At 66.6% G+C, this 13,463-nt stretch carries 11 protein-coding genes; 6 read left to right on the top strand and 5 right to left on the bottom strand.

Annotated features, from left to right (window positions below):
• Positions 1-81: 81 nt before the first annotated feature.
• Positions 82-2,310 (bottom strand): CHASE3 domain-containing protein, encoded by a 2,229-nt coding sequence (locus MKK58_RS06145; RefSeq protein ID WP_243911225.1) that lies wholly within the window; start codon positions 2,308-2,310, stop codon positions 82-84.
• Positions 2,311-2,888: 578 nt separating this feature from the next.
• Here MKK58_RS06145 and MKK58_RS06140 point away from each other — a divergent pair.
• Complete coding sequence (locus tag MKK58_RS06140) at positions 2,889-3,893, top strand: HWE histidine kinase domain-containing protein (RefSeq protein ID WP_243911224.1); 1,005 nt, start codon at positions 2,889-2,891, stop codon at positions 3,891-3,893.
• 262 nt (positions 3,894-4,155) lie between these two features.
• Here the strand turns inward: MKK58_RS06140 and MKK58_RS06135 are convergent, their stop codons facing one another.
• Positions 4,156-4,758, bottom strand: coding sequence for an NADPH-dependent F420 reductase (locus MKK58_RS06135; protein ID WP_243911266.1), 603 nt, complete (start codon positions 4,756-4,758; stop codon positions 4,156-4,158).
• Between the two features lie 143 nt (positions 4,759-4,901).
• Positions 4,902-5,636: an SDR family NAD(P)-dependent oxidoreductase gene (locus tag MKK58_RS06130; protein WP_243911223.1), complete on the bottom strand. Its 735-nt coding sequence runs from the start codon at positions 5,634-5,636 to the stop codon at positions 4,902-4,904.
• Positions 5,637-5,972: 336 nt separating this feature from the next.
• On the opposite strand from MKK58_RS06130, the gene MKK58_RS06125 reads away from it, so the two are divergent.
• Positions 5,973-6,869, top strand: a complete 897-nt coding sequence (locus tag MKK58_RS06125; protein WP_243911222.1) for a LysR family transcriptional regulator — start codon at positions 5,973-5,975, stop codon at positions 6,867-6,869.
• A 422-nt stretch (positions 6,870-7,291) separates the two neighbouring features.
• Here MKK58_RS06125 and MKK58_RS06120 read toward each other — a convergent pair whose 3' ends face one another.
• Complete coding sequence (locus tag MKK58_RS06120; protein ID WP_243911221.1) at positions 7,292-8,035, bottom strand: universal stress protein; 744 nt, start codon at positions 8,033-8,035, stop codon at positions 7,292-7,294.
• Positions 8,036-8,216: 181 nt separating this feature from the next.
• Positions 8,217-9,383 carry an acetate/propionate family kinase gene (locus MKK58_RS06115; protein WP_409565193.1) on the bottom strand — a complete coding sequence of 389 codons (1,167 nt, stop codon included), beginning with the start codon at positions 9,381-9,383 and terminating at the stop codon, positions 8,217-8,219.
• Between the two features lie 132 nt (positions 9,384-9,515).
• Here MKK58_RS06115 and MKK58_RS06110 point away from each other — a divergent pair, with 132 nt between their 5' ends.
• The 4 genes from MKK58_RS06110 (at position 9,516) to MKK58_RS06095 (ending at position 13,353) form a co-directional block, all read left to right on the top strand.
• A complete protein-coding gene (locus tag MKK58_RS06110; protein ID WP_243911219.1) occupies positions 9,516-12,050 on the top strand; it encodes a phosphoketolase in 2,535 nt (844 codons plus the stop codon).
• 139 nt (positions 12,051-12,189) lie between these two features.
• Positions 12,190-12,468, top strand: coding sequence for a c-type cytochrome (locus MKK58_RS06105; RefSeq protein WP_243911265.1), 279 nt, complete (start codon positions 12,190-12,192; stop codon positions 12,466-12,468).
• A gap of 264 nt (positions 12,469-12,732) precedes the next feature.
• The gene (locus MKK58_RS06100) at positions 12,733-13,050 is read left to right on the top strand and encodes a hypothetical protein (RefSeq protein WP_243911218.1); all 318 of its coding nucleotides are present in this window, start codon (positions 12,733-12,735) and stop codon (positions 13,048-13,050) included.
• A 78-nt stretch (positions 13,051-13,128) separates the two neighbouring features.
• Positions 13,129-13,353, top strand: a complete 225-nt coding sequence (locus MKK58_RS06095) for a hypothetical protein (RefSeq protein ID WP_243911217.1) — start codon at positions 13,129-13,131, stop codon at positions 13,351-13,353.
• Positions 13,354-13,463: the final 110 nt, after the last annotated feature.

Below are 13,463 nucleotides of genomic sequence, written 5' to 3'. Positions count from 1 at the left end.
GAAGCCGACGCCAGGTACCGTCGGCTACCGACCCAACCTTACGGTCGTTCAGCGGTTTGCCCGAAAGCTCTCGCGGTCCCACTAGGCATCTCGACGCGGTCGCAACTCCACGATGTTCGGGGCCTCGATGCCGGCGGTCGTAGGCGGGCCGAGAACGTCGGCGATCTTTCGGGCGAGTTGCTCCCGCTTAAACGGCTTGCCGATAAGATGGACCCCGTCGTCGAGGCGACCGTGGTGGACGATGGAGTTCTCGGTGTAGCCCGACATGAAGATCACCTTCACCTCCGGGCGGATGGCGGCGATGCTCTCGGACAGGTCGCGTCCGCGCACCTTTCCCGGCAGCACCACGTCGGTCAGCAGCAGGTCAACCTGCGAAGCGTGGAGCCCGAACATCCGCAGGCCCTCCTCGCCGTCGGCCGCCTCCAGCACCCGGTAGCCGAGGTCGGAGAGGATCGCACAGGCGATCTCGCGCACCGCTGCCTCGTCCTCGACCACCAGCACCGTCGCCGAACCGCGGGGCAGGTCGATGGGGGCGGACGTGCGGGTCGCAACGACCGCGACGGCTTCCATGGCGCGCGGCAGGTAGATCTTCACCGTCGTGCCCTGGCCGGGCTCGGAGTAGATCTTCACGTGCCCAGCCGACTGCTTGACGAAGCCGAACACCATCGCGAGGCCGAGCCCGGTACCCTTGCCGTCGGGCTTGGTCGTGAAGAAGGGCTCGAACACCCGCGCTACGACCTCGCGCGTCATGCCGTGGCCGGTGTCCGAGACCGCCACCATGGCGTAGTCGCCGGCCGTCACCTCGGTGTTGTCGCGGGCGTACGCCTCGTCCAGCACCTTGTTGCCGAGCTCGATGGTGAGGCGGCCGCCGCCCGGCATCGCGTCGCGGGCGTTCAAGGCGAGGTTGAGGACGGCGCTCTCCAACTGCGCCGGGTCCGCCATGGCCGGCCAGAGCCCGGCGGTCTCGACGTAGCGGACGTCGATGTGCTCGCCGAGGGTTCGGCGGAGGAGCGGCACGAGGTCGGGCATGGTGGCTGCAAGGTCGATGGCGGCCGGCGCCAGCGGCTGCTTGCGGGCGAAGGCCAGGAGCTGGCCGGTCAGCGTCGCACCGCGCTGGGCCGCCCAGGCCGCGCGCTCGATCCTTTGCTGCAGCTTGGGATCGTCGCCCGCCTTGGCGCGCACGAACTCAAGGTTCCCGACGATGACCTGCAGAAGATTGTTGAAGTCGTGCGCAATGCCCCCGGTCAACTGCCCGATGGCCTGCATCTTCTGGGCTTCCCGCAGCACCCCCTCGGCCTGGACGCGCTTGGTCATGTCGGAAAGGGTCAGCACGAACCCACCGTCCGGCATCGGGGTGCGGCGGATCTCAAGGTGGTGGCTGTCGGCGCGTTGGCGCTCGTAGGTGACCGCCTCACCAGCCCTTTGACTACCATGTCGGATCTGATCCTCGGTCTCCAGCGCGGGTCGCCCCGGCTCCGCGGTGTGCTCCACGAAAGCGGCGTAGGCGGTGCCGGGCCGCACCATGGCCTTCGGGAGGTCGAGCAGGACCTGGAAGCAGTGGTTCCAGCTCTTGAGCTTTTGGTCCTGTCCGAACACCCCGACGCCCTGACTGAGGCTGTCGAGGGTGGTGCGAAGGCGCAAGGCGAGATCGCGCTGGCTGGCCTCGGACTCGTAGGAGCGCGACCATGCCTGGTTCAGAAGGCGCGCCGCAGCCAACAGGACAAGGATGGCGAGCCCGGAGCCGCCGATGACCATCCAGCGCACCCAGCCGGCGCGGGCGTCGTTCTGGGCGACGCGTTCGGTGAGCAGCTTCTCCTCGTCGGCCAGCATCGCAGTGAGGGATGCCTCGGCATCCCTCATGTAGGCGCGGCCGGTGTCGGCGTTGATGATGCGCAGCGCCGTTTCCAAACCAGAATCGCGGCGCGCCTGAACGGTCTGGGCGAGTTCTTCCAGCTTGTGCTGGATCACGGGGGCGAGGTCGCGCAACCGCCGCTGCTGCACCGGATTGTCGGCGGTAAGCTTCTGCATCTCGCCCTGGAGCACGCCGATGCGGTCACGGGCAGCATCGTAGGGTGATAGGTACTCGTCCTTGCCGGTCAGGACGTAGCCGCGCTGGCCGGTCTCGGCGTCACGCAGGGCGATGGAAAGGTCCTTCAGCGTGCCGAGGACGTCGTAGCTGTGCTGCGACCATTGCCGCGCGTCGCGGGAGGCGTTGAGCCGCTCCCAGGTCATCGCGCCGACGAGGGCGAGGATGACCAGCAGGACCGCGAGGATCAAGAAATTTGCGCGTGCTACGAGGTGCTTGGTCATGCCATCGTTCCCCGCGTTCGCCAGCCATGACCACCGGCATGAGCCGAGACCATGATCCCTGCCACCCAAAGGTGGGTGAAGGCGGACGCTCGGGAACCTAGGCTTCATTCATAGCACGGAGCACGGCGATTGAATGGGAAATACAGTCACGGAAAACCGTCGTGCGATGGTGCCTTTGAACACGCGGGGCCGAGCGCAAGCGGCCATCCAATGAAGGGCCGCGTCCCGACGATGTCATCGCAACTCTCGGGCATACGACAACGCTGTTCCGGTTTCGCTACACCCGGACGGACCCACGACGGGGTGGGCGCTGCTGTGCCTCGACTGGCCCTGGGACAAAGCGGGGCCCGTCCTCCTCGATGCGGTTCGAGCCGTCGCGCCCTGTGACCGCATTCGGCCGCGGCTCGTTCTCGCCGACCCGATTGTTGCCCCAGTGGACTAGGGATTGAGAGACGTGCGCCGCTCATGCAACCGAGAAACCGATTCACCGTTGACCGATGGTTCCATCCTTCGGCCCGCCGCAGTCTCAGCCCCATCGGAAGAGTTTCGTCTGCGTGACCGTACTGGAAACAACACGTGTGACGCGTAGCGATGCGGAGGGGCTTGAGGGGATCGAGCTTCGTCTGCTGAAGGCGGCGGTCGATGCGACCGGCGAGGCCATCCTCATCACCGATGCCGACGTCCATGAGGACGGACCGAGGATCGTCTACGCGAACCCGGCCTTCACGCGTCTGTCGGGGTACGAGACGCACGAAGTCATCGGACGCAGCCCGCGCTTCCTTCAAGGTTCGGGAACCAACCGCGGCATCATCGACCGGATGCACGACGCGCTGGCGGTCGGGAAATCCTTCCAGGGGGAGGCGCTGAACTATCGCCGGGACGGATCGACCTACGTGGTCGAGTGGCTGATCACCCCGGTCCACGATGCGGACGGTATCATCACCCATTGGGTCTCGGTGCAGCGAGACGTCACCGAGCGCCGAGCCTTCGAGGACCGACAGGCGATGATGGTGCGGGAACTCCACCATCGCGTGAAGAACACCCTGGCCACGGTGCAGGCCGTCCTCAACGCGACCCTGCGCTCCTCCGTGTCCATGGCGGAGTTCGGGCGGGCCTTCAGCGGGCGGATCATCTCGCTCGCGCGAACGCACGCCTTGATCACGGAGGACGAGTCGCAGGTCGCGTCATTCGAGGGTCTGCTAAGGGCGGAGCTCGAACCCTACAACGAGAATGGTCGGATCTCGCTTCGGGGACCAGCCCTGCTGCTGTTCTCGCAGCTGGCGGTTCCGGTCGGCATGGCCTTGCATGAGTTGACCACCAATGCCCTTAGGCACGGCGCGCTGGCCCACCCTGGCGGACGGATCGTCGTGACCTGGACCGTCGAGGATGAAACGGACGGGCCATGTCTCGTCTGGGTCTGGAACGAGCACGACGGACCACCGCCGAGCCTGCCGACCCGCGAGGGGTTCGGCACGCGGGTCCTCAAGAGGATCCTGACGGCCCAGGCGGCGGCCAAGGTCGACGTGGTCTTCGAGGCCGACGGCCTTCGCATCGAAGTCCGGGTTCCCCTCGTGAGGCCGTAGCAGAAGAAATTCGATGCTTTGTGCCCACGCCGAACGTCCGTGACGGCTGAGTGACGGACCTTGACCCTTCATTTAGAAGAGGTCGTCCCGCCGACGACCCCGGCCGGGCGTCACGAGGATCGTCGGCGCTTCCCATAAGCAGTCGTAGATTAGCCTTCGTCCAGTGTCGGATCAGGGGTTTCTCGGAAAACGATCCAGCACGCCTGGGCCCTCAAGGAAGGGCCCAGGTAAGCGGCGCATTCGATTTTGTACATTGTATCCGTCACTGAACCTTCTTGAACAGGTCCTGGAAGATCAGTGGGCCCCAGGTGCGACCGCAAGCGTGCACCAGAGCGCCACCCTCGTCGAACTTTCCCAGCTTCACGGGTGCGAACCCGAGCCGTTTGGCTAGATCTGCCACGGGGGCGACCGCGTCCTCGTCGTCACTCGACAGAAAGACGACCCGGTGGCCATCCTCGATGACCGGATCGGACGCCAGGGTCGCCGCAATCAGGTGGTTGAAGCCCTTCACGAACTTGGCGCCCGGGAACGCCTTCGCGACGAAGGCGGATGACGGCAGGCCGTCCAGCTCCTCAGGAGACACCCCATAGGTATTCATGGCGTCGATGACCGTCTTGCCTTCCCAACTCGGCAAGCCCCTCGCAACCTCGCGATGCTCCCCGAACGGGACCGCCAGAATGATCGTGTCGGCCTTGAGGGCTTCCTGCAGCGACTTGGCCACGACCGTTGGTCCAATCGCCTGAGCCTGTGGCGCCAACGCCTCGGGCGCCCGGCGGCCTGCAACCGTCACGTCGATGTTCTTACGGGCAAAGGCGTGGGCGAGAGCCTCGCCTATCTTACCGAAACCTATAATCGCATAGGTCATCATACATCTCCAATCGAGGTCGATATTGAATCCCATGCCTTCAAAGGCCCTGGGTTAATTGTTTTGTTGCGTGGCGACCTTCGAGCTAGGCGTCATCTACGCCATTGCTCTCACCGTTCGCCCCGAAGCCTGGGCTTGGCGCGTCAGAGTTGCGCCAAGCCGCCGTCGACGGCGAGCTCGCTGGCTGTCATGAAGCTGCCGTCCGGCGACGCGAGAAAGGCGGCCGCCGCCCCGATCTCCGACGGATCGGCCATGCGCTGGAGCGGGGTCATCGAGGCGAAGACCTTCTGGCCCTCCTCGCCGAGCGCTTCCTTCGCAAGGTCTGTTGCCGTCGCACCCGGCGACAGTACGTTGACACGGATGCCGGTGCCCTTCAGTTCCTCCGCCCAGGTCCGCGCGAGATTGCGCACGGCCGCCTTGCTCGCGCTGTAGGCGCTCATCGCCGGGGCGCCCGTGGTGCCGGCGCTCGAACCGGTCAGGATGATCGAGCCGCCCTCGGCCATCAGCGGCAGCGCCTTCTGGACCGTAAAGATCGTACCCTTCACGTTGGTGTCGAAGGTTTCGTCGATGTGCGAGGCGGTGATCTCGCCGAGCTTGAGCGGGCTTCCCGCCCCGGCATTGGCGAAGACGATGTCGAGGGTCCCGCGCTCGGTCTTAACCGCCGCGTAGAGTCGGTCGAGGTCGGCCTGATCGGAGACCGAGCCCTTCACCGCGCGGGCATTGGGCCCCAGGTCTGCCACGGCGGCGTCGAGCGCTTCCTGCCGGCGGCCGAAGAGGAACACGAAGGCACCCTCCTCGATGAAGCGCTTTGCCGCAGCGCGGCCGATGCCGGTAGCGCCGCCGGTGACAACGGCGGTCTTTCCATTCAATCTGTTCATGTCATGCATCCTTTGTGGGACTGGGCGGAAGCGGAAGGAATGCTTGCACTCAAGCCTTCCCCGGCCTTCTCCATTCAGGTTCCGTTTGGGTTGTCCGGGATGGCCCCGATGACCTGAAGCTATGTCCGCCGAGGTCAGGTGTTGAGTGAGAGGGCACGCACATCGGTGGTGCGAAAACGATCCGGCCAGCTGATCGACGCTACCTACGACGGTCGTTGTGTCCCATTCGAAGTTGCGCCACGCCCGTCGACATGAACTATGATGACCGTCCGTACCGCTGTTGGATATGTTCGATGGGGGCCATGGAAGGCGCACCGCGCGGTGCTGGAATGCACCATGTTCGACTGGGATAACGTTCGCTACTTTCTGGCCGTCGCGCGCGGGGGCTCGGTGCGGGCTGCCGCCGAGCGCCTCGGGGTGAACCACTCGACCGTGCTGCGACGCATCGCGCAGTTCGAGGAGCGGCTGGGGGCGCATCTGTTCGAGAAGCTGCCCTCCGGCTACCGGATCACCGCAGCCGGCGAGGAGGTGCTTGAGGCCGCTGAGCTCATGGAAGCGTCATCGCACCAGCTGGAAACGCGCGTCTTCGGTCGCGACCAGAGCGTGCGCGGGCTTCTACGGGTGACGCTGACACCGACCCTCGCGACACACCTTCTTATGCCGGACCTCGCCGAGTTCGCGCGGCTCCATCCGGACATCGAGATGGAGATCCTGTCCTTTGGCGAGCTGGCAAACTTGACCAACCGAGAAGCCGACGTCGCAATCCGCGTCGTCTATGACCGCAAGACCTTGCCGCTCAACCTTCACGGCCTGAAGGGGCCGGACTTGTTCAGCGGCGTCTACATGTCCCGTGATCGATTAGCCGCGTGGCATGCAGGTGAGCCGGATCCGATCCGGTGGATCGTCATAAGCACTCACGGCATCCCGGACTGGGCCCGCCAGGGTGAGGTCCCGACCACGGGGGTTCCGTTCAGGACCACGGACGGCGCGGCGCAGATCGTTGCAGCACGGGAAGGGCTGGGGATTACGACATTGCCGTGCTTCATCGGAGATGCCTATCTCCTGCTGGCGAGAGTGCCGGGTTCCGACCTGCACATGCAAGGAACGCTATGGCTTCTTACCCAGGGAGAGGCACGCAAGACGAAGCGTGTGCGGATCTTCACCGAGTTCGTATCCCGCAGGCTCGCCGCGTACGCCCCGCTTCTCGCGGGCCTGTCTGTATCGCCTGAGTAACGTGCGAAAGACCTATGGCGGTTCTTACACGAGATGGCTTCCGACAAGCAGAAATTTGCACGGCATGGCTCAGACGTCATGCGAACAAGACGGCGATATCCGCTTTAATCGCACTGCGACTTGGTAGCGGGCCGTTCTGAAACCGCCCGCCCTGGTCGCAGAACTGACGGAAGGGCGCCGCCCCTAAGCCGACGCTCGGGGCGGGTGCGAAGCCTTCGGATTTCCACCGCCAGCGGTCCGGATTCAGTTCCCGTATGCCGAATGCTCCAGCTAGTAGCACTCAAAGCAAAGTCGCCGGAAAGCCTAATTCTTGCGCTTCCCGAGGCGGACGTTCGTCGCCTGATCCGCAGGATTGCGGACACCGCTACCTGGATTAAGCCCGGTGTCGAACTCGCATGACCTGAGCTCCTCGCAAGCGACGGTCAGTGGCTCAGGAGGCAACAGACGGGAACGTGATCCAGCAGGTTGCGGGTGACGCTCCCGAAGATCACTTCCCGCATGCGGGCGTGGCCGTAGGCCCCGGCGACGATCAGGTCGGCACCTTCCTGCTGCGCGATTACGAGCAGCTCGGCGGCCACGCCGAGCTTCGATGGCGAGCGCAGGATGGTCGTAGCGGTGACGCCATGCCGGGACAGATAGCCCTGTGTCTCGCCGGCGCCCTTCCAGTCGGCATCGTCGCCGAGAGCGACGATGAGCACCTCGTCAGCCATCCTCAGGAACGGCAGGCCGTCGGAGACGGCGCGACGCGCCTCCCGGGTATCCTTCCAGGCCACGACGATCCGCCTCGCGGTGAGCGTCTCGACGGAAGGCGGGGCGATGAGTACCGGCCGGCCAAGACGCAGCACCAACTCGCCGGGCTCGATGGACGAGCACCAGTCCTCGACGCCTGCTCTCCGGTATCGACTGACCACGACGAGGTCGGCGGACCTGGCCTGCTGGACTAGGAACGCCATGGGATCGGCCTTCGCCGAATGCCATTCGGTCTCGCCGGCCTCGGCCGTGACCTCGTGGAACCGCGCCTCGACCTGCGAAAGCTCGTCGGTCGCACGGGCGGTGGCCTGATCGACGAACTGGCTGTTGATGTAGGCGCACCGGCCATACAGGTTCTGCGGCAGGGATTGTCGGGCGGCGACGCCGATCAGCCGGGCCCCGAAGCGCTTGGCCAAGGTGCCGGCGACCCTCAGGCGCGCGGATGAAGACGCCCCCAGGTCCAACGGTACCATCACACTCGTGAACGTCATGACCGACCCTTTATAGCCCCCCATCGACCAGCGGGCGCGCCGAACGATCAGCCAGGGTAGAACCTATTCCGAGATGGATCTGCCGGCGATGGCGCCCGTGAACGGGCTATTCGTCGGGTATCGGACCGACGAGACATCCCGCCTCATTGGCGATCTCGCGCTCCTCGTCGGCCGGGATTACGAGGAGCGGGACTGTCGAGCCGTACCGGTCGATGCGCGAACGACCTTCGGCATTGCGTTCCGGGTCGAGGTCCATACCGAGGAAGGCGAGCCTCGCGCAGACGGAGGCCCGGATGGCCGCGGCGTTCTCGCCGATCCCGCCGGTGAAGACGAAGGCATCGAGGCCGCCCAGGGCAACGGCAAGGGAGCCGGTCTCGCGCGCGATCCGGTAGGCGAACAGGGCGAGGGCCTCGCGTGCCTCGGGCGCCAAGCTCGCCTCAAGGACCTGGACGTCGTCGCTGATGCCGGAGACGCCGAGAAGGCCGGAGCGCCGTTCCAGCAGGTCGGCTACCGCAGATGCGGCCATGCCCCGCGACTGGATCAAGTGGAGTACGAGGCCGGGATCAACGGTGCCGGATCGGGTCCCCATCATCAGGCCACCCAGGGTCGTGAGCCCCATCGTGGTCGCCACGCTGCGTCCCCCGGCCAGGGCGCAGAGGCTGGCGCCGTGGCCGAGATGGGCGACGACGATACGACCTTTCGCCGTCTTGCCGATGAGCCGGGGCAGCGCGCGTGCGATGTGGGCGTACGACAGGCCATGGAAGCCGAAGCGTAGGAGCCCGTCCTCCGTCAGCGCGCGCGGGATCGCCTCGATCTGGGCCAACCGGTCCTGGGTCCGGTGGAAGGCGGTGTCGAAGCAGGCGACCTGCGGCAGGCCGGGCCACGCCTCGTTGACGGCCGCGATGCAGGCAAGACCCTGCGGTTGGTGGCCGGGTGCCAGCGGCACCAGGGTCTCCAACTCGGCCAACAAGGGGCCGTCGATGCGGGCTGGGCCGATATGGCGGGCGCCGCCATGGACGATACGGTGGCCGAACGCCCGAAGGTTAAGGTTCGGCATGCCCCGCAGGCGCGCCAAGAGCCAGTCCACGACGACGCCCAAGTCGCCATCCGGCGGAACGTCGCCACCGAGGTCGAGGTCACCCTTCACCGTCACTTCGGCGACACCGCCGATCCCTGCGACGTGCGCGCGCCATACGGCGGTGTCCTCGGCATCCTGGAACAGGGCACAGCGCAGGCTGGACGAGCCAGCATTGAGAACGAGGATCACGCACATCTCCGGGAAGGCCCCTGAGTGGCACGGCCCAGTCGGGCGTGACGTGATCCAGATCAAAGAACCGCCACCCAGGGAATGCGACGACGGCCTCCATGGGGCGCTGGGTCGTCCCGCAATGCCCGGGAATCCCGAATGCCTGTCGCGAGCGATCCGAAGCCTGCCGTCGTCCGGTATCTCGGCGAAACGCCGGCCCATCTCGACTTCGTGCCCGGCCCATTGGGACCGGCGGGCCTCGACGCCATCGACGCCTACTGGCGGGCGGCGAACTACCTCTCGGTCGGGCAGATCTACCTGCTCGACAACCCGCTGCTGCGCGAGCCCCTGTCCCTCGGGCAGGTGAAGCCGCGCCTGCTCGGCCACTGGGGCACGACGCCTGGCCTCAACTTCATCTACGCGCACCTCAACCGGACCATCGTCCTGCGCGACCTCGACATCATGGCCGTCTGGGGACCGGGGCACGGCGCACCCGGGCTCGTGGCCAACGCCTGGCTCGAAGGGACCTACGGCGAGGTCTACCCGGATGTCGGCCCCGACACCGACGGAATGCGCCGCCTGTTCCGGCAGTTCTCGTTCCCCGGCGGCATCCCGAGCCACGCCTCGCCGGAACTGCCCGGGTCGATCCACGAGGGCGGCGAGCTCGGCTACTCGCTGATCCATGCCTTCGGGGCGGCGCTCGACAACCCGGGCCTCATCGTCGCCTGCGTGATCGGGGACGGCGAGGCCGAGACCGGACCGTTGGCGGCCTCCTGGCACGCCTCGAAGTTCCTCGACCCCGTCGGCGACGGCACGGTGCTGCCCATCCTCCACCTCAACGGCTACAAGATCGCCAACCCGACCTTGCTGGCGCGGATGCCTGTAGCCGAACTGCGCAGCCTCCTCGTCGGCTACGGCTACGAGCCGCTGTTCGTCGAGGGCGACGAGCCCGGCCCGATGCACCAGGCCATGGCGACCGCCCTCGACTACGCCCTCGACCGCATCGCGGAGATACGCGAGCTTGCCCCGAACCGCGATGTCGGACGGCCGAGTTGGCCGATGATCGTGCTGCGCAGCCCGAAGGGATGGACCGGGCCGAAGATGGTTGACGGCAAGCCCGTCGAAGGGACTTGGCGGTCGCATCAGGTGCCCGTGGCCGCCCTGAGGGAGAACCCGGAGCACCTCGCGATCCTGGACCGCTGGATGCGGTCATACCGCCCGGAGGAGCTTTTCGATGATGCCGGCCGTCTCGTGCCGGCGCTGGTGGCGCTGCATCCCCGCGGCGACCGCAGGCTGAGCGCCAACCCGCATGCCAATGGCGGACGCGATCCAAGGCCGCTGCGCCTGCCGGACCTCGCCGACCACGCCGTCGCGATGCCGTCCCACGGCACGGCAATCGCCGAGGGTACCCGCGTGCTCGGCCGCTACCTGCGCGACGTGCTCGCCCTCAATGCCGACGCCCGCAACTTCCGCGTCATGGGTCCGGACGAGACCCTTTCCAACCGGCTCGACGCCGTGTTCGACGTCACCGACCGCGTCTGGCGCGACGCCATCCTTCCCACCGATGAGCATCTCGCGCGCCAGGGCCGGGTGATGGAGGTGCTGTCCGAGCACCTCTGCGAGGGCTGGCTCGAAGGCTACCTTCTCACCGGCCGCCACGGCGTCTTCGCCTGCTACGAGGCCTTCATCCATATCGTCGATTCGATGGTGAACCAGCATGCGAAGTGGCTGAAGGCGTCCCGCGCCCTGGCCTGGCGCAAGCCCGTGGCCTCGCTCAACATCCTGCTGACCTCGCATGTCTGGCGCCAGGACCAGAACGGCTTCAGCCACCAGGACCCGGGCTTCATCGACTTCGTCGCCAACAAGAAGGGCGACACGGCGCGGGTCTACCTGCCGCCGGACGCCAACTGCCTGCTCTGGGTGATGGACCACTGCCTGCGCACCCACGACCGCATCAACGTGGTGGTCGCCGGCAAGCAGCCCGCGCTGCAGTGGCTCGGCGTGGACGAGGCGGCCCGGCATTGCACGGCCGGCATCGGCGTGTGGGAATGGGCCTCGAATGACGGCACGACCGAGCCCGACGTGGTCATGGCCTGCGCCGGGGACGTGCCCACCATGGAGACTCTGGCCGCCGTCGCCTGGCTCCGCGGACGCATTCCGGAGATCCGGATCAGGGTCGTCAACGTCGTCGACCTGATGAAACTGCCGTCGCCCGACATGCACCCGCACGGGCTCGACGACGCCACCTTCGACAGCCTGTTCACCCGCGACCAGCCAGTGGTGTTCGCCTATCACGGCTATCCGTGGCTGATCCATCGGCTGACCTACCGGCGCATCAACCATACGAACATCCACGTCCACGGCTTCGTCGAGGAGGGGACCACCACCACCCCCTTCGACATGGCGGTGCTGAACGGCCTCGACCGCTACCACCTTGCCCTGGCCGCCCTGAAGTGGACGTCCGGATTGGGGTCAGCCGTGCAGCATGCCGAGGAGGAACTGCGCGACCTGCTGGCCCTGCACCGCGAGCACGTCTGCGCCACAGGGGAGGACCTGCCGCAGGTGCGCGACTGGGCCTGGGTGGACCATCCCCTCACGCCCGGTCCGGCGAGGATGGCCACCGCCTCGGTCGACCTGCGGATGGTCAGGGATGTCGTGGAATACGAGACCGGCCCCGAGATCCAGAGGTCCTAGGCCTCGCGACGCGGTTCGGTGGCGCATGCGCCCCGGCCCGTCGTGCCGATGGCCGTCGCCGTATCCCGTGCCCCACCGAACCCGGAGCCTTCCCGTGTCCCTACGCCTTGCCCTGTCGTCGCTTCTCCTCACCGGCCTCATGGGAAACCTGGCAGCCGCCACCGAGGGGCAGATCCAACGCGGGAAGACCTTCGTCGGGGCGAACTGCGCCAGCTGCCATGCCGTCGGACGGATCGGGGTCAGCCCGCTGGCCGTCGCGCCCGCGTTCCGGGACCTCCATACGAAGTATCCGGTCGAAGACCTCGGCGAGGCCCTGGCGGAGGGCATCACCACCGGACATCCGACGATGCCGGAGTTCCAGCTCGAACCCGACCAGATCACGGACGTGGTGGCCTACCTGAAGTCCTTGGAGCGCTGATTGCGGCGGCGCGTCTGGACCGTCCCGTCGAGACATTTAAGCGGTACGGCGGTCACGAACGCTCAGGTTGAGAGGGACTTCCATGCCCGCCTCGCAATCCCCGTGGAACGAACGTCGTCGACACTTGTCACGGAGGCTGCTCAAATTCGGATAGCCGCTCCGCGAAATCACTCCGGCCGATGGCGGTGTTTGCAGGGAGGGTTGCAGCAGCCGGACCCTACATCCCCGTCACGACGGCATCACGCCAACTGACGGAGACGAGACATGAGACTTACCCCGATCACGGCTGCTTTCCTGGCCTGCACGATCCTGGTCGCGACCCCGGCGCTCGCGATCACGGTGACCAACCAGGACAAGGGCGAACACACCCTCACGGTGGACAAGGGCGAGGCCCAGGCGACCCAGAAGCTGGCGGCGGGGGCCTCGGCCGAAGTCGAGTGCAAGGAGGGCTGCGAGCTTCGCGTCGCGGGTTCCGGATACGGCCGCTCGGTGGAGAAGGGCGACAAGCTGGTGATCGCCGCGGGAATGATCCGCTTCTCCGACGAGGACATCGTCACCGGGTCCACCAAGTCCGCGAAATGACGAGACGGGGCTTCGGCTCACCCTGAGCAGGTCGAGGCATCACCGCCTCGACCCATTGGCGATACCGGAGGATCGACCATGCCGAGCCACGCCTGCATCGACCCCCAGGACCAGTACGCCCAGGCCGAGGTCCTGGTCACGTTCGAGACGATGGCCGACGGGGTCCGGCTGGTCTCGGCGCACGACACCTCGGACGACGACATCCTCCCCGGGCTTGAGGACCTTCAGCGCCGAGCGCTCGAAAGCGAGATCCTCGACGACTACCGGCATCCCCGCACGTCCGGGTCGCCAACGGGCTCGTGACGGCCCAGCGACGCCCTCCGATGCGGATCGCGGGTCGGTTCCGGTCCGCCCTCACGAAGCACGTCGCCTCCCCGTGAGGACGCGACCCGTCAGTCCGTGACGGGTTTTGC

Origin of the sequence: Methylobacterium sp. J-078 (genome assembly GCF_022829285.1) — a bacterium.
Taxonomy (GTDB): Bacteria; Pseudomonadota; Alphaproteobacteria; order Rhizobiales; family Beijerinckiaceae; genus Methylobacterium.
This window is presented reverse-complemented; position numbering and strand designations above follow the sequence as displayed.

What these genes read in the sequence shown, in the direction of transcription:
- MKK58_RS06145 (WP_243911225.1), bottom strand. Translation starts at nt 2,310, where the DNA reads ATGACCAAGCACCTCGTAGCACGCGCAAATTTCTTGATCCTCGCGGTC.
- MKK58_RS06135 (WP_243911266.1), bottom strand. Translation starts at nt 4,758, where the DNA reads ATGACCTATGCGATTATAGGTTTCGGTAAGATAGGCGAGGCTCTCGCC.
- MKK58_RS06130 (WP_243911223.1), bottom strand. Translation starts at nt 5,636, where the DNA reads ATGAACAGATTGAATGGAAAGACCGCCGTTGTCACCGGCGGCGCTACC.
- MKK58_RS06125 (WP_243911222.1), top strand. Translation starts at nt 5,973, where the DNA reads ATGTTCGACTGGGATAACGTTCGCTACTTTCTGGCCGTCGCGCGCGGG.
- MKK58_RS06115 (WP_409565193.1), bottom strand. Translation starts at nt 9,383, where the DNA reads ATGTGCGTGATCCTCGTTCTCAATGCTGGCTCGTCCAGCCTGCGCTGT.
- MKK58_RS06110 (WP_243911219.1), top strand. Translation starts at nt 9,516, where the DNA reads ATGCCTGTCGCGAGCGATCCGAAGCCTGCCGTCGTCCGGTATCTCGGC.
- MKK58_RS06105 (WP_243911265.1), top strand. Translation starts at nt 12,190, where the DNA reads ATGGGAAACCTGGCAGCCGCCACCGAGGGGCAGATCCAACGCGGGAAG.
- MKK58_RS06100 (WP_243911218.1), top strand. Translation starts at nt 12,733, where the DNA reads ATGAGACTTACCCCGATCACGGCTGCTTTCCTGGCCTGCACGATCCTG.
- MKK58_RS06095 (WP_243911217.1), top strand. Translation starts at nt 13,129, where the DNA reads ATGCCGAGCCACGCCTGCATCGACCCCCAGGACCAGTACGCCCAGGCC.